The organism is Neisseria flava, from assembly GCF_982712965.1.
This window is the reverse complement of the sequence record NZ_CEXQBZ010000133.1, coordinates 1-26,322: the sequence shown is the minus strand read 5'-3', so window position 1 is coordinate 26,322 and position 26,322 is coordinate 1. Positions and strand designations below refer to the sequence as shown.

24 protein-coding genes and 2 pseudogenes are annotated in these 26,322 nt (G+C 51.1%); 8 read left to right on the top strand and 18 right to left on the bottom strand.

Going from position 1 to position 26,322, the window contains the following annotated elements; all coding sequences use genetic code 11:
* Positions 1–307: 307 nt before the first annotated feature.
* Complete coding sequence (gene tehA, locus AC5M9B_RS10450) at positions 308–1,249, top strand: dicarboxylate transporter/tellurite-resistance protein TehA (RefSeq protein ID WP_029609811.1); 942 nt, start codon at positions 308–310, stop codon at positions 1,247–1,249.
* A 91-nt stretch (positions 1,250–1,340) separates the two neighbouring features.
* Entirely contained in the window at positions 1,341–1,787 is a 447-nt protein-coding gene (locus tag AC5M9B_RS10445; protein ID WP_019271077.1) for a hypothetical protein, read from the top strand.
* Between the two features lie 90 nt (positions 1,788–1,877).
* On the opposite strand, the gene AC5M9B_RS10440 is transcribed toward AC5M9B_RS10445, so the two are convergent.
* The gene (locus tag AC5M9B_RS10440; RefSeq protein WP_267894335.1) at positions 1,878–2,009 is read right to left on the bottom strand and encodes a hypothetical protein; all 132 of its coding nucleotides are present in this window, start codon (positions 2,007–2,009) and stop codon (positions 1,878–1,880) included.
* Positions 2,010–2,357: 348 nt separating this feature from the next.
* On the bottom strand, positions 2,358–3,209 hold the full coding sequence (locus tag AC5M9B_RS10435; protein WP_487648635.1) for an MBL fold metallo-hydrolase: 852 nt from the start codon (positions 3,207–3,209) through the stop codon (positions 2,358–2,360).
* 97 nt (positions 3,210–3,306) lie between these two features.
* On the opposite strand from AC5M9B_RS10435, the gene AC5M9B_RS10430 reads away from it, so the two are divergent.
* The 5 genes and pseudogenes from AC5M9B_RS10430 to AC5M9B_RS10410 all read left to right on the top strand — a co-directional run bounded on the left by AC5M9B_RS10430 (position 3,307) and on the right by AC5M9B_RS10410 (position 7,777).
* The gene (locus AC5M9B_RS10430) at positions 3,307–4,293 is read left to right on the top strand and encodes a GlxA family transcriptional regulator (protein WP_019271075.1); all 987 of its coding nucleotides are present in this window, start codon (positions 3,307–3,309) and stop codon (positions 4,291–4,293) included.
* Positions 4,294–4,483: 190 nt separating this feature from the next.
* On the top strand, positions 4,484–5,029 hold the full coding sequence (locus tag AC5M9B_RS10425) for a DUF4303 domain-containing protein (RefSeq protein ID WP_019271074.1): 546 nt from the start codon (positions 4,484–4,486) through the stop codon (positions 5,027–5,029).
* Positions 5,030–5,038: 9 nt separating this feature from the next.
* Positions 5,039–5,155, top strand: a pseudogene (locus tag AC5M9B_RS10420) (IS5/IS1182 family transposase); the annotation flags it as partial.
* 113 nt (positions 5,156–5,268) lie between these two features.
* Positions 5,269–6,117, top strand: a complete 849-nt coding sequence (locus AC5M9B_RS10415; protein ID WP_019271073.1) for an ABC transporter ATP-binding protein — start codon at positions 5,269–5,271, stop codon at positions 6,115–6,117.
* Positions 6,118–6,457: 340 nt separating this feature from the next.
* Positions 6,458–7,777, top strand: a complete 1,320-nt coding sequence (locus AC5M9B_RS10410; protein ID WP_487648634.1) for an MFS transporter — start codon at positions 6,458–6,460, stop codon at positions 7,775–7,777.
* Between the two features lie 274 nt (positions 7,778–8,051).
* Here AC5M9B_RS10410 and AC5M9B_RS10405 read toward each other — a convergent pair whose 3' ends face one another.
* The 13 genes and pseudogenes from AC5M9B_RS10405 to AC5M9B_RS10345 form a co-directional block, all read right to left on the bottom strand.
* The gene (locus AC5M9B_RS10405) at positions 8,052–8,930 is read right to left on the bottom strand and encodes a hypothetical protein (RefSeq protein ID WP_487648633.1); all 879 of its coding nucleotides are present in this window, start codon (positions 8,928–8,930) and stop codon (positions 8,052–8,054) included.
* Positions 8,931–8,963: 33 nt separating this feature from the next.
* On the bottom strand, positions 8,964–10,991 hold the full coding sequence (gene uvrB, locus AC5M9B_RS10400; RefSeq protein WP_487648632.1) for an excinuclease ABC subunit UvrB: 2,028 nt from the start codon (positions 10,989–10,991) through the stop codon (positions 8,964–8,966).
* Positions 10,992–11,088: 97 nt separating this feature from the next.
* The gene (gene trxA, locus AC5M9B_RS10395) at positions 11,089–11,421 is read right to left on the bottom strand and encodes a thioredoxin TrxA (protein WP_003740709.1); all 333 of its coding nucleotides are present in this window, start codon (positions 11,419–11,421) and stop codon (positions 11,089–11,091) included.
* A 150-nt stretch (positions 11,422–11,571) separates the two neighbouring features.
* Positions 11,572–13,119, bottom strand: a complete 1,548-nt coding sequence (locus AC5M9B_RS10390) for an ABC transporter ATP-binding protein (RefSeq protein WP_487648631.1) — start codon at positions 13,117–13,119, stop codon at positions 11,572–11,574.
* Positions 13,120–13,311: 192 nt separating this feature from the next.
* Complete coding sequence (locus AC5M9B_RS10385; protein ID WP_487648630.1) at positions 13,312–14,853, bottom strand: fatty acid--CoA ligase; 1,542 nt, start codon at positions 14,851–14,853, stop codon at positions 13,312–13,314.
* Between the two features lie 107 nt (positions 14,854–14,960).
* Positions 14,961–16,007, bottom strand: a complete 1,047-nt coding sequence (locus tag AC5M9B_RS10380; RefSeq protein ID WP_070656822.1) for an ABC transporter permease — start codon at positions 16,005–16,007, stop codon at positions 14,961–14,963.
* 27 nt (positions 16,008–16,034) lie between these two features.
* Positions 16,035–17,087: an ABC transporter permease subunit gene (locus AC5M9B_RS10375; protein WP_487648629.1), complete on the bottom strand. Its 1,053-nt coding sequence runs from the start codon at positions 17,085–17,087 to the stop codon at positions 16,035–16,037.
* Between the two features lie 91 nt (positions 17,088–17,178).
* The gene (locus AC5M9B_RS10370) at positions 17,179–17,814 is read right to left on the bottom strand and encodes a phospholipase D-like domain-containing protein (protein ID WP_019271478.1); all 636 of its coding nucleotides are present in this window, start codon (positions 17,812–17,814) and stop codon (positions 17,179–17,181) included.
* 161 nt (positions 17,815–17,975) lie between these two features.
* On the bottom strand, positions 17,976–18,359 hold the full coding sequence (locus AC5M9B_RS10365; RefSeq protein WP_070656824.1) for a hypothetical protein: 384 nt from the start codon (positions 18,357–18,359) through the stop codon (positions 17,976–17,978).
* 10 nt (positions 18,360–18,369) lie between these two features.
* Positions 18,370–18,540: pseudogene (locus AC5M9B_RS10360) on the bottom strand (deaminase domain-containing protein); the annotation flags it as partial.
* Positions 18,510–18,704 (bottom strand): phospholipase D-like domain-containing protein, encoded by a 195-nt coding sequence (locus AC5M9B_RS10355; RefSeq protein ID WP_003757858.1) that lies wholly within the window; start codon positions 18,702–18,704, stop codon positions 18,510–18,512. The pseudogene AC5M9B_RS10360 and the gene AC5M9B_RS10355, both read right to left, overlap by 31 nt.
* A 152-nt stretch (positions 18,705–18,856) precedes the next feature.
* The gene (locus AC5M9B_RS10350) at positions 18,857–19,786 is read right to left on the bottom strand and encodes a CobW family GTP-binding protein (protein WP_019271481.1); all 930 of its coding nucleotides are present in this window, start codon (positions 19,784–19,786) and stop codon (positions 18,857–18,859) included.
* Entirely contained in the window at positions 19,774–20,250 is a 477-nt protein-coding gene (locus AC5M9B_RS10345) for a Fur family transcriptional regulator (protein WP_019271482.1), read from the bottom strand. Before AC5M9B_RS10345 ends, AC5M9B_RS10350 begins: the two co-directional genes overlap by 13 nt.
* Before the next feature lie 473 nt (positions 20,251–20,723).
* On the opposite strand from AC5M9B_RS10345, the gene AC5M9B_RS10340 reads away from it, so the two are divergent.
* Positions 20,724–22,190 carry a DUF3360 family protein gene (locus AC5M9B_RS10340; protein WP_487648628.1) on the top strand — a complete coding sequence of 489 codons (1,467 nt, stop codon included), beginning with the start codon at positions 20,724–20,726 and terminating at the stop codon, positions 22,188–22,190.
* Positions 22,191–22,505: 315 nt separating this feature from the next.
* Here AC5M9B_RS10340 and paeA read toward each other — a convergent pair whose 3' ends face one another.
* From paeA to AC5M9B_RS10325, 3 genes are all read right to left on the bottom strand, one after another.
* Positions 22,506–23,807, bottom strand: a complete 1,302-nt coding sequence (gene paeA, locus AC5M9B_RS10335; RefSeq protein ID WP_019271484.1) for a polyamine export protein PaeA — start codon at positions 23,805–23,807, stop codon at positions 22,506–22,508.
* Between the two features lie 115 nt (positions 23,808–23,922).
* Complete coding sequence (locus AC5M9B_RS10330; RefSeq protein ID WP_019271485.1) at positions 23,923–25,095, bottom strand: NYN domain-containing protein; 1,173 nt, start codon at positions 25,093–25,095, stop codon at positions 23,923–23,925.
* Positions 25,096–25,162: 67 nt separating this feature from the next.
* A complete protein-coding gene (locus tag AC5M9B_RS10325) occupies positions 25,163–26,149 on the bottom strand; it encodes a malate dehydrogenase (protein ID WP_019271486.1) in 987 nt (328 codons plus the stop codon).
* Positions 26,150–26,322 lie beyond the last annotated feature (173 nt).

Genomic DNA, 26,322 nt, shown 5'->3' with positions numbered 1-26,322 from the left:
CGCCTAAAAGGCGGCCCGGATGCCTGATTATCAGGTATCCGGGGAGGATTAAGGGGGTATTTGGGTAAAATCAGGAGCAATTAGTGGCAGAAACAGCCGAAAACCTGTGTTTGGGTTTCGGCTGTCGGGGAAAGGGCTTTTTTGCAAAGGTCTCAAACTCAAATATCAGCATATCCATACCCAAGACGGCTCATGCTGAAACCCAATATCTCAGGCAAATTTAACGTCTTTACCAGTTCTCAACCCAAGCTGCATTTACCGATTTGAATCGGCTATACTACCGCCTTTCCTTAACACACACATTGTCATGAGTACCCGAAAATTTCCCGTCCCTCTAAGCTATTTCAGCATGCCGTTGGGGCTTTTCGCGCTCGGTTTGTCTTGGCGTTACGGCGCGCATATCGGGCTTTTGCCAAATTGGGCTGCGGAAACGCTGTTAGCCGCCGCCTTCGTGCTTTGGCTGCTGCTGGTCATTGCCTACATCATCAAAATCCGTTTTTTCCGCCCCGAATTTTTGCAGGATTTGCAGGATTTGGTGCAATGCTGTTTCATCAGCGCGATTCCGATTACCACGATGCTGGCAGGTTTGGCAGCCTTACCCTATCAAACACTACCGGCAAAAGGGTTGATTTTGCTGGGAACGGCGGGACAATTGGCATTTGCCATGTACCGCGCAGGAGGCTTGTGGCGCGGCGTCCATACCCTTGATGCCACCACGCCGATTGTTTACCTGCCCACCGTTGCCACCAATTTTGTCAGCGCGACCACAATGGCGGCATTGGGTTGGTCGGATTACGCTTGGCTGTTTTTGGGCGCGGGGATATTTTCATGGCTTAGCTTGGAAGCCGCCATATTGAGCCGTTTGCGCACCGGCACACCCGTCAACGCCCCTGTGCGCGGTATTGTCGGCATTCAACTTGCGCCCGCTTTTGTCGGCTGCGGCGCTTATTTTGCCGTATTGGGCGGACACATCGATGCCTTCGCGCTGCTCTTAATCGGCTACGGCTGCCTGCAATTCCTGCTACTGCTGCGCCTTCTGCCTTGGATGTTGGAACAGGGTTTCAGCCCCAGCTTTTGGGGTTTCTCGTTCGGTTTGGCGGCAATGACGGGCTGCGGCTTCCATTTGATTGCCGAGCAGCGTTTACTGTTTTTAGGCTATTTCTTCGCCACCACAGGCTCCGGCTTGGTGATGTTGCTGTTGCTGGCGACTTTGAATTTGGCGAGACAGGGACGGTTGTTGGTGAAATAAAAAATCATGCGGCTTAAAGGCGTTATAAAACGGACATGGATACGAACATGGTTTTAGGTCGTCTGAAAACTACATTTGGAAATTCAAACCGATGAAGATAAACCCTGAAAACGGCAGCATCATCCTGCCAGACGGCAATATTATTGGCGCACGCACCACGCTTGATGACTGGATTGCATGCTTCCCAAAATCCAGCCCGAATCATCTGCAAGCGGGAATAACATTTTTCGGTTTGTCATTTACCAAACAGTCCGAACAATACACCCTTACCGCCCGGTTCGAGCAGCAACGGCTGGAGCGCTTATCCATATTCTTCTGCCCGATAGGCGAGGACAACAGCTGGGCAGCATGGTCGGAGGAGCGCGAATTGCAACGCAGAAAACAATTTGATCGATGGCTGGATAAGCAGCTGGGCGATGCCCCTTGCTCCATTGAAACATCGGCAGCAGGCAAATGCCGTCGATTTGCATGGGGCAATGCGAGCGCGTACTACCACAATAAAGACGGCAGTACGATGATCGTCATCAGTTATCGCTGAACGCCTTTCAAAGGATGGCTCCATGCACTACCAATCGCTCAACGCCGCGCTGGAACAATACAGCGGCAATCTGACCACAATCCCTAAGCCTTAAACGCCGTCAGCCAGCACATCATCCAAGCTTTCGATACCCGCCCCTACCTGCTGCACACCACCCGCGCCGCCGCCGACATCGCCCCGAAGACTTGGCTGCAACAACTGCAAACCTACGCCGCGCAACACGGTTTCGCCGAAGAATTTGAACGCGTTTGGACAACGGAATCATGACCGATGAAACGGGTAGCCGCTTTTCAGGTCGTCTGAAAGCGCAGCTTCAACGAAGTTATAGTGGATTAAATTTAAATCAGGACAAGGCGACGAAGCCGCAGACAGTACAAATAGTACGGCAAGGCGAGGTAACGCCGTACTGGTTTAAATTTAATCCACTATAAAACGAAGTTTCCAAAGGAAGCCGAGTTTCTGCGAAGCTAAAGCAGGGTTTCAGCGCAGTCAAAAGGCTACCTGAAAGCCCAAAAGCAGCCTGCACTTTGCAAAACAAGGTGTAGGCTGCTTAGGGTAATGTATCGTTTATCAATCCAGCTTAACGATTTCTCCGTCTTCCGGAACGTTCACGCGGCTTTCAATGCCTTGACCGCGTATAAATTTACGCATATCGGCGCGGCTGACAGCGGTATGATTCACGGTATCCATGTGTACGGTGATGATTTTGGCTTTAGGCATGACTTGGCTGGCTTTTAATACATCAGCCGTCCCCATAATAATGCCGTCTGAAATGCCTGAAATCAGCGCGTAGCCCGTGTTCATAATCAGATAATCGGGTTTGTAGCGGTTCAATGCTTTGTTTACATCTACCGTCCACACAGTATCACCCATAATATAAGCGGTTTTATGTCCGCTGCTTTGCAATACCACACCCATTGCATCGCCTAAGATTTCGGCTAGCTGCGGGTTGGCATACATGGCTTCTGTACCGTGTACGCCGCCGGTTTTGCTGATGGTTACGCCGTTGAAGACACTGCTGCCGTTCAACACGCGTACATCAGTAAAGCCTTGGCTGCGGATTTTTGCCGCGTCGGCTTGGTGCTGCACATATACGGGCAGGTTCTTCGGAATAGAACGTGCGGCGGTTTCGTCCCAATGGTCTTCGTGAGTATGGGTAACGATAACTGCATCCACACCGTCCAAAATTTTATTCACGCTCATCGGCAGCCCGACCAGCGGCATTTTGGCTTGGCTGTTGAACGTGCCGGCAAAACCGTTCATGGAGTGCTTGGGTGCGAAAAACGGGTCAATCAAAAACGTCTGCCCCGCATATTCGACCTTGGCGGTAGCGTTACGGATATGTTGGTATGAATCGTCTGCCCAAGCGGAAAAGGCTGTCACGCCCAAAACAGTGGCAAGAATAAATTGCTTGAATTTCATGATGTTGCTCCTTAAAAAATCATGGAGCGTATTTTAAGCAGCAGGTGCATCGGCTAAAATAGGCAATATTGCCAATAAACGTAAGGATAGTGCCAAAATGTCGTCTGAAAACGAGCGTAATGAGTTTCGCCAAAATCAAGCTGTCCCCAAAATCGTGCTATATGCTCAATCGGGCATGAATGATTTTGTCTTCAACATTCCCTTTTCTGTTTTTCAGACGACCTATCGGGACAATCTACTCTTTGACCTGAAAATCTGTTCCGATGACAGCAAAGACGTCATCACGGCACTGGGCGCAAGCATTCCCGTACACGGCGGCTTGGATTTGACGGAAGAAGCCGACATCATCGTCATCGCAGGCTGGCGCAATATTGAAGAAGCCCCGACACCCGAGTTGAGCGCACATTTACAGAAAGTAGTACAACGTGGTGCACATATCACCGCCCTATGTTACGGCACTTACGCCCTTGCCTACACAGGACTTTTAGACGGCAGAACCGCCGCCACCCACTGGCTTGCCGAAGACGACTTTGTCCGCCGTTTCCCTAAAATTCATCTGGATACCAACCGCCTATATGCGGAAGATGGCAACTTTTTAACATCGGCAGGTGCGGCGGGCGGGCTGGATTGCTGCCTGTACCTCGTCCGCAAAATCCACGGTGCAACCGTTGCCAACGACCTTGCCCGTACCTTGGTTGCGGCACCACACCGCGAAGGCGGGCAGGCACAGTTTATCCACCGACCTGTCGAACGTCGTACCGCCGATGACAAAATCAATCACTTATTGGACGAACTGCGCCAAAACCTTGCGACCCCATACCGTTTGGACGATTTGGCAAAAAAATTAGCCGTTTCCCGTCGTACCTTTATCCGCCATTTTTCTCAAGCCACAGGCATGAATTTCGGTGAGTGGCTCACCACAGAGCGGCTATGGCAGGTACAGGATTTGTTGGAAAATACGGATTTGCCGATAGAACGCATCGCCGAACAAAGCGGCTTCGGCAGCGCGGCAAACCTACGTTTGCAGTTCAAAGCCAAGTTTAAAATCAATCCAAATGCCTGGCGGAAAGTATTTGGCAGATAGCTCGGGTTAGTCAATCCAAGATACCTGGGTGCAGGCTGCTTTTGAGGTCGTCTGAAACCCTAAAACAGTCTAAACTTACCCTTTGCCGATGAAATCGGATTCCCGAATCCTGCCAACGCCACTAAAATATCAAACCCGATGCCCTCGAACACCGCCCCCATCATTTTCAGGCAGCCTGAAAGGACGCCCCATGCCGCAACCGGATTGGCAATCTATCGAAAACCTTGCCTATCAAATCATCGTCGATGCCGTACACAGCATCTGCAGGCAGCACCCACACGAAACCGTGTACGCCGCCATTTTCCACAACTTCTACTGCGACAACACACATCTCTATTTCCCCTCGCTGTCGGTCGGCACAGAAGAGCTGCTTGCGCGCGTGGTGGAAAAATACCAAAGCGAATACGGTTCCACCGCAAGCCGTACCGAGCTGGAGCAGTCGCTGCGCTGGTCGGGTGCGGATTTGGCGGAATATCTGTTTGACGGCGGCGCGGCGGGCAATGCGGCGGCGCAAAGCGTGCAGGCTGCCGTGCGCCAAGAAGCCGATTGGGACGATTTATACGACCGCTTCCGCCAATGTTTTCCGCGCGCCTGCCGCCGCGCAACCGAAGACTTGCTGCGCGCCAAGCTCGTCGCCCCCGATTTTGTCGCCGTTGCCTGCGATGAAGACGAAGAGCTGATTGCCCCCAGCCTTACGCTCGAACAACTGCAACGGCATTTCCCTGAATTTATGTAACTTTCAGCAAGTAGGTCAAATTATAGTGGATTAAATTTAAATCAGGACAAGGCGACGAAGCCGCAGACAGTACAAATAGTACGGCAAGGCGAGGCAACGCTGTACTGGTTTAAATTTAATCCACTATAAAAACCCAACTTCCACCCAAACCTCTGCCTAACCCGCCGCCGTTTCAGACGACCTGCCAAAGTTGCTAGAACGCCAGCCGCGCCGTTTTGTCGAAGTTGCAAAGGATATTTATGATGCAGCCTGAACATACTCCCTTAATCGAATTCAAAAACGTCAGCAAACGCTACGACAACCACACCGCTGTAAACGAACTGAACCTCACCATTTATCAAGGCGAGTTTTTCGTGTTGGTGGGCGGTTCGGGCAGCGGCAAATCCACCACGCTGCGCATGATTAACGCGTTGACCGAGCCGACCGACGGCGATGTTTATTTCAACGGCAGGCGTATCAAAGATTACGACATCCGCGGGCTGCGCCACCGCATCGGCTATGTGCTGCAACAAATCGCCCTGTTCCCTACCATGACCGTGCGGCAGAACATCGAGCTGATGCCCGACATTTTGGGCTGGGACAAACCGAAGCGCACATCGCGCGTGAACGAGCTGCTCGAGCTGGTCGGTATGCCGCCCGAAACCTACCTAAACCGCTATCCGCACGAACTCTCCGGCGGCGAACAGCAGCGCATCGGCATCCTACGCGCCATCGCCGCCAAACCCGACATCCTGCTAATGGACGAACCCTTTTCCGCCCTCGACCCGCTCGCCCGCGCTTCCCTTCAGGAAACGGTTTCCCTGATTCACAAAAAACTCGGTACCACCATCGTTTTCGTTACCCACGACATGAACGAAGCCGCCAAACTCGCCTGCCGCATCGGCGTGATGCACCAAGGCAGGCTGGTGCAGGTCGATACGCCGCAGGATATTCAAAACCATCCGGCGGATGATTATGTGCGCTCCCTGTTCGGCGCGGCGCAGTCGGAAAACACTGCTTCCGCCGACGAAGTCATCAATCTTTACCGCCGTTTGGACGCAGACGGCAAAGCGCGGGTAAGGGAACACTGGGCAAAAGAAGAAAATTAGAAAAGGTCGTATGAAAACGGACATATCGGATTTTGCCCAATCGTTTTCAGACGACCCCAAACCATTTTCAGTACACGCTCAAGCACCAGGCCTACTTTCCGGTAACACCCAATTTCGCAAAAACTCTATTGTAAGTCCAAATCAAAAGCATCTATGTCGTCATTCCCGCGCAGGCGAAAATCCACTTTTGAATTTCGGCAACCGTTTTGCAAACATCTGTTGTTTAAAGTTTCCGACGGTTTTCCGCCTGCGCGGGAATGACGGCCGCTGGCAGGTACCGTATCAAAAATCAAGCGAATCTGCTATATATGCTTCCTCAAAACCCCAAAGGAGAATCAAGATGGACATTCTTTCCCGCCTGCAAGCATTGCCGCCGGGCAGGTTCCACTACAAATTACTGGTATTGGTCGGCATCGGTTGGTTGTTTGACGCAATGGATACCGGCATCGTGTCGTTTATATTGCCCGAATTAGGCAAAGAATGGGGATTGCAGCCGGCGCAACTGGGCTGGATAGTCAGCATCGCCTTTATCGGCATGGCACTGGGGGCGGTAGCGAGCGGCTGGCTGGCAGACCGCTTCGGCAGGAAAACCGTATTTGCCGCGACCATGGCGGTGTACAGCACGGCGACAGGCCTATGCGCCTTCGCTCCCGACATTGCAACACTGCTTATCTGCCGCTTCTTTGTCGGCGTAGGACTGGGCGGACAGCTTCCCGTCGCGGTGTCATTGGTCAGCGAGTATGCGCCGCCGAAGGTACGCGGACGCTTTATCGTGTTGCTGGAAAGTTTTTGGGGCTTGGGCTGGCTTGCCGCAGCACTCGCTTCCTATTTCTTTATCCCAAAATTCGGCTGGCACAGCGCGTTTTTAATCGGTGCGCTACCGATTTTGTATATCCCGCTGGTGTTGAAATTCATACCCGAATCCGTCCCATACCTGCTCTCGCAAGGCAAAACGGACGAAGCGCACAGGCTGGTCAGCCGCTTGGAAAATGAAGCGGGAATTACGCCCGCCGCAACAGCCATAGCACCGCCGCAACAGCAAAAACAGCGCATCCGTTTCATACAATTATGGCAACAGCCTTTCGCACGGCGCACGCTGATGCTGTGGCTGGTTTGGTTCGGCATCGTCTTTTCCTATTACGGCATTTTTACTTGGCTGCCGAAACTCTTGGTCGAACAAGGCAATACGGTGGTCAAAACCTTTGAATATGTGCTGGTGATGATCGTCGCGCAACTGCCCGGCTACATCGCGGCAGCGGCATTGGTGGAAAAAATCGGGCGCAAAGCGACTTTGGCGGGTTTTCTCGCCGCCTGCGCCGTCTGTGCATGGTTTTTCGGGCAAAGCAGCAGCGCCGCCGAAGTCATGGCGTGGGGCAGCCTGATGTCGTTCTTCAACCTCGGCGCATGGGGCGTTTTATACACCTACACGCCCGAACTCTACCCCCTCCGCTTCCGTGCCTTCGCCTCCGGCTGGGCTGGCGCAATCGGACGTATCGGCGGCATCCTCGCGCCTATGGTAGTCGCCAAAATGGTCGGCGGCAGCGGCGGATTCGGCAATATATTCATGATGTTCGCCGGCGTGATGATGCTGATTGTATTGGTGATTTTGGCTTTAGGCGAAGAAACGAAAGGCAGGACGCTGGAGGAAATCAGCTCTTAAACAACCGTATCGACAGCCTAAAATCAGCAAAAGGTCGTCTGAAAACGCCAAATTGGTTTTCAGACGACCTTTATGCTAGAGATTTTCAGACGACTTTTGAGGCCGTCTGAAAGTTCGAAACAATGGTTTGAACGGCAAAGAACGCGTGTGGTTGGTGGGGATGCAGGCTACGGCTTGCTACGCTTGCTGAAAAATAGAAAAACCGTCCGTGCGAGGGCGAAAGGGTTTCAGGCTGCGTTGGGTCTTGACCCAGCCTACACTTACCAGTGTTTATTTATCCAATAGAAATTTTATCTCTACCATCTAAATTTGCTAAATTCAATCCTTTTATGATTTCATTTTTACCATCATTCTTAGCTATATCAATTAATTGTTTTAAACTCATTTCATTATTAAATATTTTTACAATTATATTAAAATAACTTTTTAATTCTTCTTTTATGTAATTAGTAATGTCATTATGAGCTACCAAGAAATAAGCAATAGAAAATCCAGCCGAATTTTTAATGTCTGATAAACTTCTATATAAATAACTCCAATCGTTATTTAAGTCAAAATAAAGAACCGGGTAATGGTTTCCTTTAATTGAACTTAATACATATCTGTAATCATGGCTAACTTTAATCTGTAATCCTGCTGGTTTTGATGACTGCGCTGAAGGTTTGGGTCTCACACAATTCAACTGTGAATTGTGGTCATCTTTCCGAATCCATACAATATCTCTTTGTGTATCTGATGGGTTATAGTACAACCCATAATTTAGCTTAGTTTGGTACGAACCAGTTACAATGGGGATATAGTTGTCCAGTACCTGCTGAGTAATGTTAGAGTAACGAGCGCACATTCCTAAATACCTATTTAACTCAACATGTTTTTTACAATAATTAGCCACTAAAACTTCTGCGATACTCCCAATAAGTCGTGTCGCATCAGCATGTGGGTTTCCTGTTAATATTCTATTTAAGAATAATTCATTATTATTAAGTGATATTTCATTTTCGCTTACTAAAATATCTAATAAATTAGAGCCATGAATCCTACACATAGCTTCCACAGTATTATCAAAAAGCTTAGTTTTACCAGTCTCATTTACAATAATAATTTCGCTACTTGGTGATAATAACCCATTATTCCCTAAATAAAATTGGCACATGATTTTAACCTTTATCTATATTAGTGTTAGAAATCACTCCGCCCCAAACAACAGGCTTTCCTTAATATTCCGAATCCTATCCCTCAACACCGCAGCTTCTTCAAACTGCAAATCCCGCGCCGCCTGCTGCATGGCCTTTTCCAGTTTGGCGATTTCTTTAATCGCGTCTTCTTCGTTGTGGATTTCGCCGACTTTAACTTTGTTTTTGCCTTTCAGACGACCTTTGCCGCCGTCTTCTTCGTGGTACACGCCGTCGATGATGTCTTTGACTTGTTTTTTAATCTGCTGCGGTACGATGCCGTGTTCTTCGTTGAATTTAATTTGTTTTTCGCGGCGGCGTTCGGTTTCGTCGATGGCGGCTTTCATGCTGTCGGTGATTTTGTCGGCGTAGAGAATGGCAACGCCGTTCACATTGCGCGCGGCGCGGCCTATGGTTTGAATCAGGCTGCGGTGGGAGCGCAGGAAGCCTTCTTTGTCGGCATCGAGGATGGCGACAAGGGAGACTTCCGGGATATCGAGGCCTTCGCGCAAGAGGTTGATGCCGACGAGTACGTCAAACAGCCCGAGCCGTAAATCTCTAATGATTTCAACGCGCTCTACGGTGTCGATGTCGCTGTGCAGGTAGCGCACTTTGATGCCGAGTTCGCTGTAATAGTCGGTGAGTTGCTCCGCCATGCGTTTGGTGAGGGTGGTAACGAGTACGCGCTCGCCTTTTTTGATGCGATCGTTGATTTCGCTCATTAAGTCGTCGACTTGGGTGGCGACGGGACGGATGATGATTTGGGGGTCGACCAGCCCTGTGGGGCGGACGACTTGTTCGACCACTTGTCCGGCGTGTTCTTCTTCGTATTTGGCGGGTGTGGCGGAAACGAAGATGGTTTGCGGCATGACTTTTTCAAATTCGTGGAATTTGAGCGGGCGGTTGTCGCGGGCGGAAGGCAGGCGGAAGCCGTAATCGACGAGGTTTTGCTTGCGCGATGCGTCGCCTTTGTACATGCCGCCGATTTGGGTAACGGTAACGTGGCTTTCGTCGATGAACATGATGGCGTTGTCGGGCAGGTAGTCCATCAGCGTGGGCGGCGGTTCGCCTTCTTTTTTGCCGGAGAAATGGCGGGAGTAGTTTTCGATGCCTTTGCAGAAGCCCATTTCGTAGAGCATTTCGAGGTCGAAGCGGGTGCGCTGTTCGATGCGTTGTTGTTCGACGGGGCGTTGTTCGCGGGCGAAAAATTCGATGCGTTCGCGTAATTCTTCTTTGATGGACTCGCAGGCGCGCAAGACGGTGTCGCGCGGGGTAACGTAGTGGCTGGACGGGAACACGGTGTAGCGGCCGACGCGCTGGTGCAGGCTGCCTGAAAGCGGGTCGAACATATCGAGACGGTCGATTTCGTCGTCAAACAGGCTGATGCGTAAGGCGTTTTCGGAGCTTTCGGCAGGATACACGTCAATCACGTCGCCGCGTACGCGGAAGCTGCCGCGTTTGAAGTCCAAATCGCCGCGTTCGTACTGCATGGAAACGAGCGTGGCGATGATGTCGCGCTGCTCGATGGTGTCGCCTTCTTTGACGGACAACACCATTTGTTGATATTCGGTCGGGTCGCCGATACCGTAAATGGCGGACACGGTGGCGACAATAATCACGTCGTCGCGCGTCATCAGGTTTTTGGTGGCAGAAAGGCGCATCTGCTCGATGTGTTCGTTGATCGCGCTGTCTTTTTCGATGAACAAATCGCGGCTGGGCACATAGGCTTCGGGCTGGTAGTAGTCGTAGTAGGAGACGAAATACTCAACGGCGTTTTCGGGGAAAAACTCGCGCATTTCAGCATAAAGCTGGGCGGCAAGGGTTTTGTTGTGCGCCATGATGATGGCGGGACGGCCGCTTTGGGCGATGACGTTCGCCATGGTGTAGGTTTTGCCCGAACCGGTTACGCCGAGCAGGGTTTGATAGGCAAGGCCGTCTGAAAGCCCTTCCAATAATCCAGCAATGGCGGTGGGTTGGTCGCCGGCGGGGGGGAAGGGCTGGTGGAGTTTGAAGGGGGAGTTTGGGTATTGGATGACTTCCATATTGCCGCCTGTACCTATTTTCTAGTTCGGGGAAAAGGGAAATTATAGCAAAAAGGTCGTCTGAAAATTTTCAGACGACCTTTTGCGTTGTTGAAACTTAAGCCAAAGAAGCGTTTACAAATGCGGTCAACTGACCTTTTGCCAATGCGCCGACTTTGGTGGCGACGTTTTCGCCGTTTTTGAACACCATCAGCGTCGGGATGCCACGCACGCCGAATTTGGCAGGGGTGGCCTCGTTGTCGTCGATGTTGATTTTAACGACTTTCAGACGACCTTCAAATTCGGCGGCGATGTCGTCCAAGATCGGAGCGATCATTTTGCAAGGGCCGCACCAAGGTGCCCAGAAGTCCAGCAATACGGGAACGTCGGATTTCAAAACGTCTTGTTCGAAATTTGCATCGGAGGTGTGGATAATCAGTTCGCTGCTCATGAGTTTTTCCTTTTTGTGTCAAATTGAATCAGATGTTGTGCAGGATAGGGCTTGGGGCTGAAAATTTCAAGTGTCGCAAAAGTGTAATAGTTTTTTTGTAAGGTTGCCATCGGGATTGGCTAATGTTTTTCAGACGACCTGTCCGACAGTTCAGCCTGCCCTGAAGCTCATCAGATGGCGCGTGTAATCGCTGGAAGGGTTGGCAAATACGGTTTCGCAACCGCCCTCTTCGACGATTTTGCCGTCTTTCAACACCATCACACGGTGCGACAGGGCGCGGATGACGGCGAGGTCGTGGCTGATGATGATGAGGCTGAGACCGTGTTTTTTCTGCAAATCGGCGAGCAGCTCCAGAATCTGTTGCTGCCATTGTACGTCGAGCGCGCTGGTGGGTTCGTCCAAAACGAGGATTTTCGGGCGGACAATGATGGCGCGGGCGATGGCGAGCCGCTGGCGTTGTCCGCCGGAAAAGGCGTGCGGATAGCGTTCGAGCGCGTCTTCGGGCAGTCCGACCTGCCGCAATACGTCTTGCACGCGCTGCCGCATTTCTGCGCGGGACAAATCGGGTTCGTGGACGCACAGGGCTTCGGAAACGATATTAAAGACGTTCATGCGCGGGTTGAATGCGCCGAAGGGGTCTTGAAACACCATTTGGATGTCGCGCCTCGATTCGCGCGTCCAAGCTTCGCCGTTGATTTTCAGACGACCTTCCGCATCGATAAGGTGCATCACGGCTTTTGCGAGCGTGGTTTTGCCGCAGCCGCTCTCGCCGATGATGCCCAGCGTTTCGCCCGCTTTCAAATCGAAGGAAACCGGCTCCAGCAGGGTTTTGCTGCGTTTTTTGAACCAGCCCGCCGTTTCTTTGACGGCAACGGAAAGCTGCTCCGCCTGCAAGACGGTGGCGGGATTGTCCGCCAAAGGCACAACCTTGCGCGCGGCACCGGCGTTCAACAGCATTTTCGTGTATTCGTGTTGCGGACGGGCAAACACTTCCGCCGCTGCCCCCGTTTCGACAATGCGTCCGCCGCGCATCACGGCGACGTCGTCTGCAAAGCGGCGGACAAGGTTCAGGTCGTGAGTGATGTAGAGCATGGTCATGTTGTGCGCCTGCTGCAAACGCGCCAACAAATCGAGAATCTGCGCCTGCACGGCGACATCCAAGGCGGTGGTCGGTTCGTCGGCAATCAGGAGCTTGGGTTCGGCGGCAACCGCCATCGCGATCATCGCCCGCTGCCGCTGTCCGCCGGAAAGCTGGAAGGGATAGGCAAAGGCTTTCTGCTCCGGCTCGCGGATGCCGGTTTCCGCCAAGAGTTCGACCGCCCTCGCCCATGCCTGTTTTTTGTCCAAACCCAGATGCAGGGTCAACACTTCGGCAATCTGCGCACCGACGCGCATCACGGGATTGAGCGCAGTCATCGGTTCTTGAAACACCATGCCGATTTCCCGCCCGCGCAGCTTTTGCAGGGCGCGTTCGGATTGGGTCAGCAAATCGTTGCCGTCAAATTTCAGATGCCCTTCAAACGACACCAGCGGATTCAGCCGCATAATGCCCTGCGCCAACACGGTTTTGCCGCTGCCGCTCTCGCCGACCAATGCCAGTTTTCTGCCTGTCTGCACGGTCAGGCTGACATCGTGCAGGACTTGCTTGCCGGGGAAAAAGGCGTTTAGGTTTTCAATTTCAAGGATGGGTTTCGTCATGGTATCAAGGTCGTCTGAAAACGGAAAACGGGTGGAATCAAATCGGCAATACTCGCCGCACGGGCAGAAATCTTTACGAAGCAATAAGCCATATCTGATGATGAACAAAAAACGCACCCAGCAAACATCGGCTTTCTACTTTTCAGACGACCTCTAATTCAAACCCGCAAACCGAGGTCGTCTGAACGCTGATTATCTCTGAAACTGCTCTTTCAACACCCGTTTCAACACTTTGCCCGTGGCGTTTTTCGGCAGTTCGTCTTTAAAGTAAATCTGTTTGGGGATTTTGAAATTCGCCAAATGTCCGCGCAAATGGGCGCGCACGTCGGCTTCGTCCAACGTTTCGCCGTCTTTGAGTTGGATAAAGGCGATGATTTCTTCGTCGGCATATTGGTCTTTCACGCCGATAACGGCCGCGGCTTCGACGGCGTCGAGTTTGTAAATCGCCTCTTCGATTTCGCGCGGATAAACGTTTTGTCCTTTGGAAATAATCAGGTCTTTTTTGCGGTCGACGATAAAGATAAAGCCGTCTTCGTCTATCGTGACAAAATCGCCTGTTTTCAGCCAGCCGTTGACGATGGCTTCGTCGGTGGCATCGCGCATATTCAGGTAGCCCTGCATGACCGACCCGCCTTTGACGATGAGTTCGCCCACTTCACCCGTCGGCACTTCGACCAATTCGTCGTTGACGGCTTTGACTTCCAATCCAGGCAAGGCGATGCCGACGCTGCGGGCTTTTTGCCTTTCGGGCGTGTTGACGGCGACGACGGGCGAGCATTCGCTCAAGCCGTAGCCTTCCAAAAGCTTGGCACGCGGGAACTTCGCTTTAAAGTCGAGGATGGTTTGTTCCGCCAAAGGCGCGCCGCCGCTGATAAACAGACGGACACGGTTGAACCATCTGAAATACCAAGGGATTTTCGCTTTGCTCATGGCGGTGTAAATCGCGGGTACGCCCAAAAATACGGTCGCGCGTTTGAATAAAACCTGTTTCAAAACGTTGGAGAACGGGAAAACGGATTTGACCAAAATAATCGAACACGCCATATAAATCGGCAGCAACACCATAGCCGTCAGCGTAAAGCTGTGGAACATCGGCAGGAACACGACGAAACGGTCGCGTTTGGTAATCTTAAAGATGCGCTCGATGCCTTCAAGGTTGGAAAACAGGTTGCCATAGCTGATTAATGCGCCTTTGGGATGGCCTGTCGTGCCAGAAGTGTAAATAATATGCGCCAAATCATCGATTTTCGGCTGGCGGTTCAAATCGGGGGTACCCGAGAAACGGCGCGCTTCTTCAAAACGAACATCGGCTTCGTCCGTCGCTTTCGCCTCGCCTATCCAAATGATTTTCTCGACGCGGGTCTGTTTTTTCAGCCCCTTCAATTCTTTATGCAAACCTGCCGAAGCAAACATAAACCGCGCTTTGCAGTCGTTCAAAATATACGCGTATTCGTTGTTTTTCAAAAACGTATTCATCGGTACGGCAATCGCGCCGATGGCGGAGACGGCAAAATAGGCGCTGATAAATTCCGGCGAATTGGATACCGCCAAAGCCACTTTGTCGCCGAATTTGACGCCCATATTTTGCAGATATGCGGCTACGGCATCGACTTCTTGCCTGAGCGCGTGGTAGGTGGTTTTTTCTTTGTCATTGAACACCGCAGTACCTTTGCCGTTTTTACGGCAGGCAGCGGCCAGCATTTCGTAGAAATTTGTGTTGTGTGTTTGATTCATTGTAATTCTTCAAAAATTAAGTGAGTAAAATATTATAGAGGTCGTCTGAAACTTCCAAAGGCGCGGGTCGCGCATTGATGTACGCCCGCAAAGACTCCGTGCTTATACTATCCCCTAGCGCGCACGTCAAACGCCTGACGCAAACCCTCGCCTATCATCACCAGCAAAAGCAGCATAACCGTCAGCGTACCGACGGTGGACAAGCCTATCCACCAAGCGTCCAAGTTGTCCTTGCCCTGTGCCAAGAGTTCGCCCAAACTCGCCTGCGACGCGGGAACGCCCAAACCGAGAAAATCCAAGCTGGTCAGCGCAAGCACCGCGCCGGAGATGCGGAAAGGCAGAAACGCCAATACGGGCGTCAGGCTGTTGGGCAGGATGTGCCGCCACATAATCGCACGGTTGCCCACGCCCATCGAACGCGCCGCCAAAACGTAATCCGCCTGACGGTTTTTCAAAAACTCGGCGCGGACGTAGTCCGACAGCCCCATCCAGCCGAACAACGACAGCAACACCAGCAATATCAACAAACTGGGATTAAAAAACGACGACAGGATAATCAGCAGATAAAGTTCCGGCATCCCGCCCCAGATTTCGATAAAACGCTGCATCAAAAGGTCGGTCTTACCGCCGAAATAACCCTGCACCGCGCCGGTAATCACGCCGATTACGGTCGTTACCAAGGTCAGCGCAAGGGCAAACAACAGGGAATCGCGGAATCCGTAAACCAAACGCGCCAAGACATCGCGACCGCGGTCGTCCGTGCCGAGCAAGTGCCTTTCGGACGGACTTGCAGGGTCCGGCTGCGTGTCGAAATCATTGAGCGTATCGGCATCGTAGGGATTGGGCAGATAAACGGCGTAATTGCCGTTTGATGTGATGTTGCCGCGTATCAGCGGATCGAGGTAATCGGCAGGTGTGTCGAAATCGCCGCCGAACACGGTTTCGTTGTATTCGTTTACCAGTGGAAAATAATATTCGCCCTGATAACGTATCAACAACGGCTTGTCGTTGCTCCACAAAGGCGCAAGCAGCGCAATGGCGAACAAAACGGCTAAAACCCGCAGCGCGAACCAGCCGCGTTTGTGTTGCTTGAATGCCTGCCAAGTGGGATTTGAGGTGTGTGTTTTCATGGTTTGGAAAGGTTTATCAGTCATGATTCGGAAACATATTTTTCAGACGACCTATTTCTGTCCGCCGAAATGAATGCGCGGATCGACCCACGAATAAGAAATATCCGACACCAATTTCGCCAGCAAACCCATCAGCGTGAACACATACAGCGTCCCCATCACCACCGGATAATCGCGCTTCATCACCGCCTCGTAGGAAAGCAGGCCCAGCCCATCGAGCGAGAACAAGGTTTCAATCAGCAGGCTGCCGGTGAAAAACGCGCCGATAAAGGCAGCGGGAAAGCCGGTAATCAGCGGAATCATCGCGTTGCGGAAAACGTGTTTCCACAAAATCTGCCTTTCCGGCAAACCCTTAGCGCGGGCGGTATAGACATATTGGCGGCGTATTTCTTCAAGAAACACGTTTTTCGTCAACACCGTCGTTACCGCCAGACTGCCCGCCACCGAAGCCGTAATCGGCAACGCCATATGCCACAGATAATCCTTGATTTTGCCTGCCCACGACAACGTGTCGAAATCATCGCCGACCAAACCGCCCTGCGGGAACCACGCAAAAAAGCTGCCGCCGCCGAACAACACCAGCAGCACCAAACCCAACACAAACGGCGGTATGGTATAACCGACCAGCACCACCATCCCCGTTACCGCATCAAAACGGCTGCCGTCGCGCACCGCCTTGGCAATGCCCAGCGGGATACAAATCAGATAAGTCAGGAAAAACGTCCACAAGCCCAAACTCATCGAAACCGGCATTTTCTGTTTGACCAGCTCGAACACGGTTTCATGATGGAAAAAACTGTTGCCCAAATCAAAACGGGCAAACCGCCATACCATATCCGCAAACCGCGTCAGCGGCGGCTTGTCGAAACCGTACAGCGCATTCAACGCCGCCAAATCTTCCGGGCTGATGCGGTTGCCGTTTTTCATGATATTGCCCGCCGTCGCATTCGCCGTCTCGCCGCTGACCGCACCATGCGTCAACTGCTGCACCATCTGCTCCACCGGCCCGCCCGGCACGAATTGGATAACGGCAAAAGTAATCGCCAAAATCCCCAACAGCGTGGGGATTAAGAGTAATAGGCGGTGGAGGATGTAACGGTACATGCTTGGGGTATTCCTCTATTTGGGTTTTAAGGTCGTCTGAAAAGTACGGATTGCTTTCAGACGACCTATACTTTTAATACTTGTAAAAAATTTAACTGATAAGCCAGCTAATAAACTTATCCAGCAAATCTTTCTGATTATTGCCAGCCGCTTCGACCATTTCCAATGTCAAACTATCCGGCCACACAATAAAATATCCGTAACGTCCTTTTTTGATAAGCCCACCGGCTTTCTTACCTGTATCTGTCAAACGGTAGAACTTACCGTCTATTTCCTGCAAGCCTGCATGACACAGTTTCGCATTGCATTCTTCCGTTGTTACGCCCCATTTTTCTGCCAGCTTAGCGACAGTCAACGTATCGTATTTTTTAGCAATTTCTATATTCTGATTTTTCTGCGAAACTTGCTCTTTTTCTACTACGTCAACTGAAATCTTAACTTCGTCGCTAATACGGATAATACGCTGCGCTTCGCTATAAGCATCTTGATAGACTTCTCCATCTTCACTACGTTTCAGCAAGATACTCATTTCATTATTATTTACTTGGCTGAATTCATATAAATTCAGGCTTGTAATAATGCAAGCATCTTCGCTGACGTAACATTTTGCATGAAGATTCGGACAATAGCTTGTACGAACATAATTTAAATTTTTCAACCAAGCTGCCTCTGATGGCTGCAATTCACTTTTACCATACTGAAAAATTGTGAGCTTTTCAGACTGCATTGAGCCGTAAATTATGGAACGCGTGCGTGCGGGAGCACACACCTTACGCATGGATTTTAGGTTTCATGCAGGCTACAGCTTGCTGCGGCGGCGGTATAAAAGTATTTTTAGTGATTTACCGTTTTTGGTATTTTTGCCCGACGGGGTTAAAAATACAGTTGCTACTCTTGCTGAATGATATTGGCAAGATTTAATTTAAATGTTTGTTGAATCTTGTTTACATCCTTAGCAAAAATATGATAGTCACTCGAAGAATAGATAGATTTTATTCTATCCAAATTAGTTTGTTGATAACATTTTTTCATTTCCGCGATGAAAAAATTATCTTTTCCTCTTTCATTGAGACAGTTATTTTCTAACAGATAGATTGCCCATGCTGTAAAAATAAATGTACTATCTTCCGGATATTCAGATAAATAAATTTCGAATTCAATTATAGAATATTCAGCTGCTTCAATTAATGTTATATCTAAATCTCTGACAAATTTTTCCGTTATATTTTTAAATAATTTCTTGAATTCTATATAATTTTTTATTTTTTCCATGATTCTATTTTCATGTAAAAATATTTAATTGAATATTTGGATAGCGATTTCTAAACTCTAAAATAACATTGCTGCAAGATTGACAGGCCTTTAATTCTGTAAATAGATCAATTCTACCTGATACATTACGATTATTTCCGAGTTGCTGTGCTATAGTTTCAAGTAATTTATATTCTCCATTACAATCCGCACATCGATTTTCATGCGGTCTTTGTCTTCTAAAAGCTCTTTTACCCTATCGTTTAATTTTAGATAAGGGCTAATCAAATAAAGCCGTTCCTGTGCATTTTTAATTAACTCCTCCAAGTAATACGTTGTACCGCTGGTATTTAAAAATTTTGCCATTTTCTTCTTTCCTGCAATGTTTATTTGATTTATTCGCGGGCAGAGCCCACGCTACGCAGTTGCTTTATATTATTCTGACAGTTGAAACAATAGACTTCACTATCGTTTAGGTCGTCTGAAAATTGCTGCGACAAACTTTCAGACGACCTTCCTTATTTTTCCAAAGCCTCTTGTAGTTTCTTCTCAATCAAATCCGCATCAAACGATTTGGCAATCAGCTCGAAGCGCGAGTCGCGCCGCCATGAGACTTGGTTAGCGCCCCACTGCCCGTCCACCCAGTTGAGCCACACCCATGTGCCAAGCACTTGGAACACGCCTTTGGCGCGGACGAGGTCGTCTGTGAATTTGGGCAGGTCGTTGAAGAAGTTGGTCAGCTTTTCGCCGTCAAAATCGCGTCCGGCGGGGAAAGTGAAACCTTGCGACTGGAAGCCCATGGTGTTGTCCGGCAGGGCTTTGAGGCGGTAGCGTGATTTTTCGATAACGGGAATGTCCAGCCATTGGATGTCGAGTTGTGCGTTTTGGACTTCAACCACTTTGGCTTTGGGCGGGAACAGTTTTGCCGCTTTGTCGTGAAATTCGGCAAGCTGTTCTGGGGTACATAAATCGGTTTTGCTGGCGACCAATACGTCGCAGATGCCGATTTGGTCTTTATACAATGCCTGCTGCGCGTAATCGGGGTTGATGAACTGGCGCGGATCGACGACGGTAAAGACAGCGCCGATTTCCAAAAGGCTGTCCAGCGGTTTGGCTTTCAATTCGTCGATGACGCTGGCGGCGTGCGCCAGTCCGCTTGCCTCAATCATCAGGCGGTCGGGTTTGGCATCGCGCAGCATTTTCTGTACGGTTACGCCCATTTGCGGGCCGGCGGTGCAACACAAACAGCCGCCGGCAATTTCTGCCACGGGGATGCCGTTGTCGCTCAATACCGCTCCGTCAATGCCGATTTCGCCAAACTCGTTGACGATGATGACCCATTTTTCGTTCGGGTCTTTTTGTTCCATCAGGCTTTTGAGTGCGGTGGTTTTGCCTGTTCCCAGAAAACCTGAAATCAGGTGGACTTTAGTTTTTTTCACTTCTGACATTTTTTACAGATTCCAGTTAAAACAACGTGTTCTTCTTTCAGCGCAAAGCCGCTTTCGGCAACGCCTGCGCACAGTGCCGCCCATTCGTGGCTCAGGGTTTGCTCGTCCGCCGTGCCGCATTCGGTGCAGACCAAAATAAACGCGCTGTGGTGCGCTTCAGCTTCTTCGTGGTCGTGGCAATGGTCGTCGCACTCGTGCTGCGCATGGCTGCACAAAATATAGCCGTTGACCGCCGCCACTTTGTGCAAAACGCCCTGCTCCGCCCAAAAATCAAGGGCGCGGTAGGCCGTCGGCGGCGCAACCACGCCCTCGCTTTGCTGCTGCATCTGCGACAAGACGTTGTAGGCTTTAATCACGCCGCTTTGCTGCAAAACGATATCGAGCACCTGCTCGCGCAAAGCGGTTACCTGTACGCCGTCACGGCGTGCCTGTTCGAGGATTTTTTGTTTGATTGCGTGTTTCATAAAGGCTTTCAGACGACCTTAAAATTCTGAATGGAAAGGATTATATTATAACGTGTTTCTGTTTGGTTCAAACTGCTGTTGTTTTCAGGAGCGAAAAACATGGGGAAATCCTTGGAAACAGCGAATAATAATCCTCCTTCAAAATCCAAATACCTAAAAATAAACCTGTCATTTTACCGAGAGGAATGACTCTTCCCCCTTTGTATCTGTTTGGAGGATTAAAAATTTCAAAACAAAGGTCGTCTGAAGTTTCAGGCAACTTTTTTGTTGTTTTTCCAACTTATTCATACTAAAACGAAAATTTTTACTTATACCGGATAATTTGTGTGTTAGTATCCAAACACTAAATTGTTGACAATACAGCCCGATCCCGACTACCGGCTTTGCCGTGTATAGCCGCTTTCGGAGCGGATATAAAAAGTCGGACGGCGATTGCCGACAAAACCAAAAACAAGTCAACCAAAGGAGAAATTATGAACTACGACACACCATATTCCGGTATGCACAAGCCGTCGTCGGACTTTGAAAGCCGTGAGGCGTATTTGGAACACGAGCTGCAAATCATGCAGCCCAAACGCTGGCGGCTCAATCTGCCGTTTCGCGATTACCGCTTCGAACCTGAAGACCTGATTCCTGCCGTGGCAGGAACGATTGGTAAGGTAGTAATGGTCAGCGCAGTGGCGGCGGCGTTTGCAGTGCCGTTGGGGCTGCCCGACACCTTTCTACCGCAAAACGTCCGTTACGAGCTGCTGATTGCATCCGTCTTCATCCTGCTGCTTTCCGGCCTCTTTCTGCCCACTTCCAACTTACCCGGTACACACGGGCCGTTGATTCCGCTGATTCCCGTCGTCGTTGCCGCAGGCGGGCATCCGCTGGCTTTCGGCTTGTTGATTGGTGTGTTCGGTTTCTTGTTGGGCATTACCAAAGGCGGCAGCCTGATGGCGAAACTGACGAGCAACGGCGTATGCGGCGGGCTGCTGCTGTATCTGGGCTTCGTCGGTACGACCGGACAGGTTAAAAAACTCTTTGAATGGGCAGGCGGTTTTGACAAAAGCTACATCGCCTTCATCGTGATAATCGGCACTATCCTGCTCTATGCGCTGCTGGAACATTGGCGCAAGCGTTGGCTTGCCGTCCCATTGGGCTGCGTGCTGGCAGGCTTTACCGCCTATCTTTTGGGTGCGCCGTTTTCCTTCCAAACCGCTCCTGGCCTGCCGCCCATGAGTCCTGCCTACTGGTGGGGTGAAAATACCGGCTGGATGATGGGTTTGCCGACGATGGACAGCTTTTTGGTCGTATTCCCCTTTGCCGTACTCGCCGTCGCCATGTGGTCGCCTGATTTCTTAGGGCATCAAGTGTTCCAAAAGATCAGCTACCCGGAGCGTTCCGAAAAAGCCTTGATGAACATCGACGACACTATGTTCACCTGTTCCGTCCGCCAAGTCGCAGGCTCGGTATTGGGCGGCGCGAACTTTACCTCTTCATGGGGAACTTACATCGTTCCCGCTTCCATTGCCAAACGACCGATTCCCGCAGGTGCGATACTGACCGCCTTGTTCTGCATCATCGCCTCCGTCTGGGGCTATCCCATGGATTTGGCGATTTGGCAGCCCGTATTGAGCGTTGCGCTGATTGTCGGCGTCTATGTTCCGCTTTTGGAAGCAGGCATGGAAATGACGCGCAAGGGTAAAACCACTCAGTCTGCCGCCATCGTTGTCTTCTCCTCTGCACTGGTCAACCCCGTTTTCGGCTGGTCGCTGACCATGCTGTTGGATAACTTGGGCTTGATCGGATGCAAAGAACGCAGCGCGGAACTCGGGTTTATGGGTCGCGTCGTCGTACCTACCGTCGGCTTTGTCATTCTCTGCGCAGCAATGGGCGCAGTCGGCATGCTGCCCGGTATTCCCGCCTTCCTCGAGCAGTTTAGAAATCTGCATTAATAAAGCAGCACCAGCGTTTCAGACGACCTTTTTAGAACTAAAGGTTGTCTGAAAACCGCGAATTGCGGATAAATCGGATAATCGACATTGGTTTGAAGTTTTAAAATAAAAGGTCGTCTGAAAAACTGATTTTCAGACGACCTTTCGTTATCTCAGATATTTAAGACAATAGATTAGGTATAGTGGATTAACTATAAACCAGTACGGCGTTGCCTTGCCTTGCCGTACTATCTGTACTGTCTGCGGCTTCGTCGCCTTGTCCTGATTTAAATCTAATCCACTATAACGTCATATCAGAAAAAAGCTTTTTGCAATTTACCGGCTGACTACGTCCTCCCCCTGTTTGGACACCAAAAGCTGGTCAATTTTCAGATTTTCGGTGTCGATGATTTCAAATTTATAGCCCGCATAAACCAAAAAATCAGTGCGTTTCGGGATTTTGCGCAGGGAATACATCATAAAACCGGCGATGGTTTCGTAGTTTTCCGAATTGGGAAATTCTACGATATCCAACGCGCGCATGACGTCGGCGAGCGGGGTCGCGCCGTCCACCAGCCAAGTGTCTTCGGTGCGGCGGATAATTTGCGGCTCTTCTTCGGTATTGACCAGCTCGCCCATGACGATGCTCATCACGTCTTTCAACGTTACCACGCCGACCACCAGCGCGTATTCGTTCACTACCACGGCAAAGTCTTCGCCGGAGGTTTTGAAGGTTTCCAAGACATCGTAAAGCGACAGCGTGTCGGGAATAAACAAAGCTTTGCGCAGCACGCGCTTGTCGGTCAGGCGGACGTCTTTTTCTTTTAAAAACAATGTTAAGAGCGTGTGCGATTCGATGTAGCCGATGACGCGTTCCAAATCGCCGTCGCACACCAAGAATTTGTTGTGCGGTTTTTCCGACATGATTGCCAACACGGTATCGCTGTCGTCGTTTTTATCGAAATAGGCGATGTATTCGCGCGTGCTCATTGTGGAAGTTACCGTGCGCGCCTGCATGTCGAAGATATTTTCAATCAGGTAGTGTTCCTGCTCTTTCAACACACCAGCCTGTGCGCCCGCATCGACGACGGCGTAAATGTCTTCCGAGGTCAGCTGTTCTTGACGGACGGTGGAAATTTTGAAGAGTTTGAATATCGCGTTTGCCATTCCGTCGAAAATCCAAACGACGGGTTTTAAGATAAAAATCAAAAACATCATCGGACGCACGATGCGCACCGCCACCGCTTCGGGATGGGTCATCGCTATGCGCTTGGGCATCAGGTCGGCAATCAGGATGAAGCTGCCTGTTACCAGCGCGAACGTCAGCAGCGACGCGGCGGTACTGCCCCAACTGCCCGCGTCTGCCAACAAACTACCGAAATAAGGGCGCACCGCCGCTTCGCCGACGATACCGGCGAGAATGGCGACGGCGTTCAAACCGATTTGGACGACGGTGATGAAGCTGCCCGGCTGCTGCTGCATATTGAGCACATCCAGCGCGCGCGTGTCTCCGCCGTCTTTCGCCATCACTTGCAATTTGATTTTGCGCGCCGAGGCGAGCGCGAGTTCGGAACAGGAAACAAATGCGCTGATGACAATCAGCAGACACAATAATAATAAGGCTTCGAGAATATTCATGAAAAACGGTGTATGTGGCAAACAGAGGACATTTTAACATTAAAGGTCGTCTGAAAAATTCAGACGACCTTTTTAGATTGGGCGGCAGATTGTCTTTCGCCTTCAAACATATGGCTTAACCTTTGGCGGTAAAGCGTTTGTTGATGCGCAGGCGTTCGCCGCGGCCGGCTTTTTTGATTTCCAGCCAGTCGGCGAAGATGGCGTGGATAAGGTGGCGTATGGTTTCAAAGCCGTATTGCTGCGGGTCGGTACCTTCTGCGGTCAGTTGCTTCGATACGTCGCTCAAGCGCGCCCAGCCTTGTTCGTCGGCGTGGGTGTCGACTGCCTGCTGTACGGCGGGGATAACGCGGGTTACAGGCAATTTGCTGCTTTTGGCGGCGGGTTCGGGTTTGGCAGGTGTCGGTTGTGCGGTATCTGCCGTTGGGCTTGGCGCGGTGTTTTCGTTCTTGGCTGGGTTGGTTTTTTTGCCGCGCGTTTTGCGTTTTTGCGCGGCGTTGGGGTCGTCTGAAACGGTTTCTTCTGCTTGATGGGTTGCCACCGGGTTTTCAGACGACCTCTCTGTCGGCTTGTCGGCGGATTTGCGGCGGCGGACTTGGAGTTGGTTGTTGTCGGTGCGGTGTTCGAAGATGTCGAAGGATTTGATGAGGTCGGAGAGTTTGCCGTAGCCATACAGCCTTGAGTCGAAATCGGGATTGATTTTGCTGATGTAGCTGCCGATGGGGCCGAGGTTTGCCCAGCCGAGGTCGTCGGCGTTTTCGCGCACGGCGCGTTTGAGCAGGGACAGCGCATCAGGGGCGGCGGCGGGGTTGTTTTTACCGTTGTTCTTCTCTTTTTCTTGGCGTTGTTTTTCGGGACGGAAGATTTCGGTGTAGATGAATTTGTCGCAGGCTTTGCGGAAGGCTTCGGGCGTTTTCTTTTCTCCGAAGCCGTATACGGTCAGGCCGCTTTCTCGCAGGCGGCTGGCCAGGCGGGTGAAGTCGGAATCGCTGGATACGATGCAGAAGCCGTCGAAGTTGCCGCTGTACAGTAAGTCCATCGCATCGATGACCAGCGCCATATCGGTGGCGTTTTTGCCTTTGGTGTAGGCGAATTGTTGGACGGGGATAATGGCATGGGGCAGGAGGGCGGCTTTCCATTTGGAAAGACCGTGGCTCCAGTCGCCGTAGATGCGTTTGACGCTGGCGATGCCGTATTTGGCAACTTCTTCGAGCAGGCGGTCGATGATGTCGGCGGGGGCGTTGTCGGCGTCGATGAGGACGGCGAGTTTTTTGTTGGCCAATGTGGTCATAGGGACTCCGTGGTATTCATGTCAGTCGAGGTCGTCTGAAAACCGGTTTTCAGACGACCTCGATCTTTTAAAGCATATCTTGTATGGCGGCGCGTTCTTCTTCCAGCTCTGCCAGTGTCGCGGCGATGCGTTGGCGGCTGAACTCATCCGATAAATCCAAGCCTTGGACGATGCGGTAGCTGCCTTCGTCGCAAATGACGGGGAAACCGAAAACCAAACCTTCGGGAATGCCGTAAGAGCCGTCGGAGGGAACGCCCATTGTGATCCATTTGCCGCTGCTACCGAGCAGCCAGTCGCGCAGGTGGTAGATGGCGGCGTTCGCGGCGGAGGCGGCGGACGACGAACCGCGCGCGGCGATGATGGCGGCACCGCGTCCGGCGATTTTCGGCATGAAGACTTCGGTGTTCCAATCGGGTTCGGTAATCATGTCTTGTACGGACTCGCCGTTGCTGGTGGCATAGCGGTAGTCGGCGTACATAGTCGGGCTGTGGTTGCCCCAGACGCACATTTGCTCGATGGAAGGAATCGGGCGGTTGATTTTCTCGGCGACTTGGCTGACGGCGCGGTGATGGTCGAGACGCATCAGGGCGGTGAAGTTCTCCGGAGGGATGTCGGGCGCGGATTTCATCGCGATGTAGGCGTTGGTGTTGGCGGGGTTGCCAACAACGAGGACTTTAACGTTGCGGTTTGCAACTTTGTTCAACGCCGCGCCTTGTACTTTGAAAATTTCGGCATTGGCATGCAACAGGTCGGCGCGTTCCATGCCTTTAGTACGCGGACGCGCACCAATCAACAAAGCGATGTCGGCATCTTTGAAGGCAACTTCGGGGTCGTCTGTCGCGAAGATGTCGTCAAGGAGCGGGAAAGCGCAATCCTGCATTTCCATGATCACGCCGCGCAATGCCTGCTGCGCCTGAGGCAGGTCGAGCAGTTGCAAGATAACGGGTTGGTCGCGTCCGAGCATAATGCCGCCGGCGATACGGAACAGGGTAGCATAGGCAATTTGGCCTGCGGCGCCGGTAACGGCGATTCGGACGGGGGGCTTAAGCGTCATATTTTTCCTTTTGAAGTCGTTGTTTTACTTGATTTACGAATTATAACAGCATTGAGTAAGGGAGAATGAAAAGGTCGTCTGAAACTGGGAATAGGATTGAACTGCACCCCAAAAGTTGGACACATCCCCTCCAACTCACAAGGTGCAGTTTTTTTATGAGCAAATATACATTA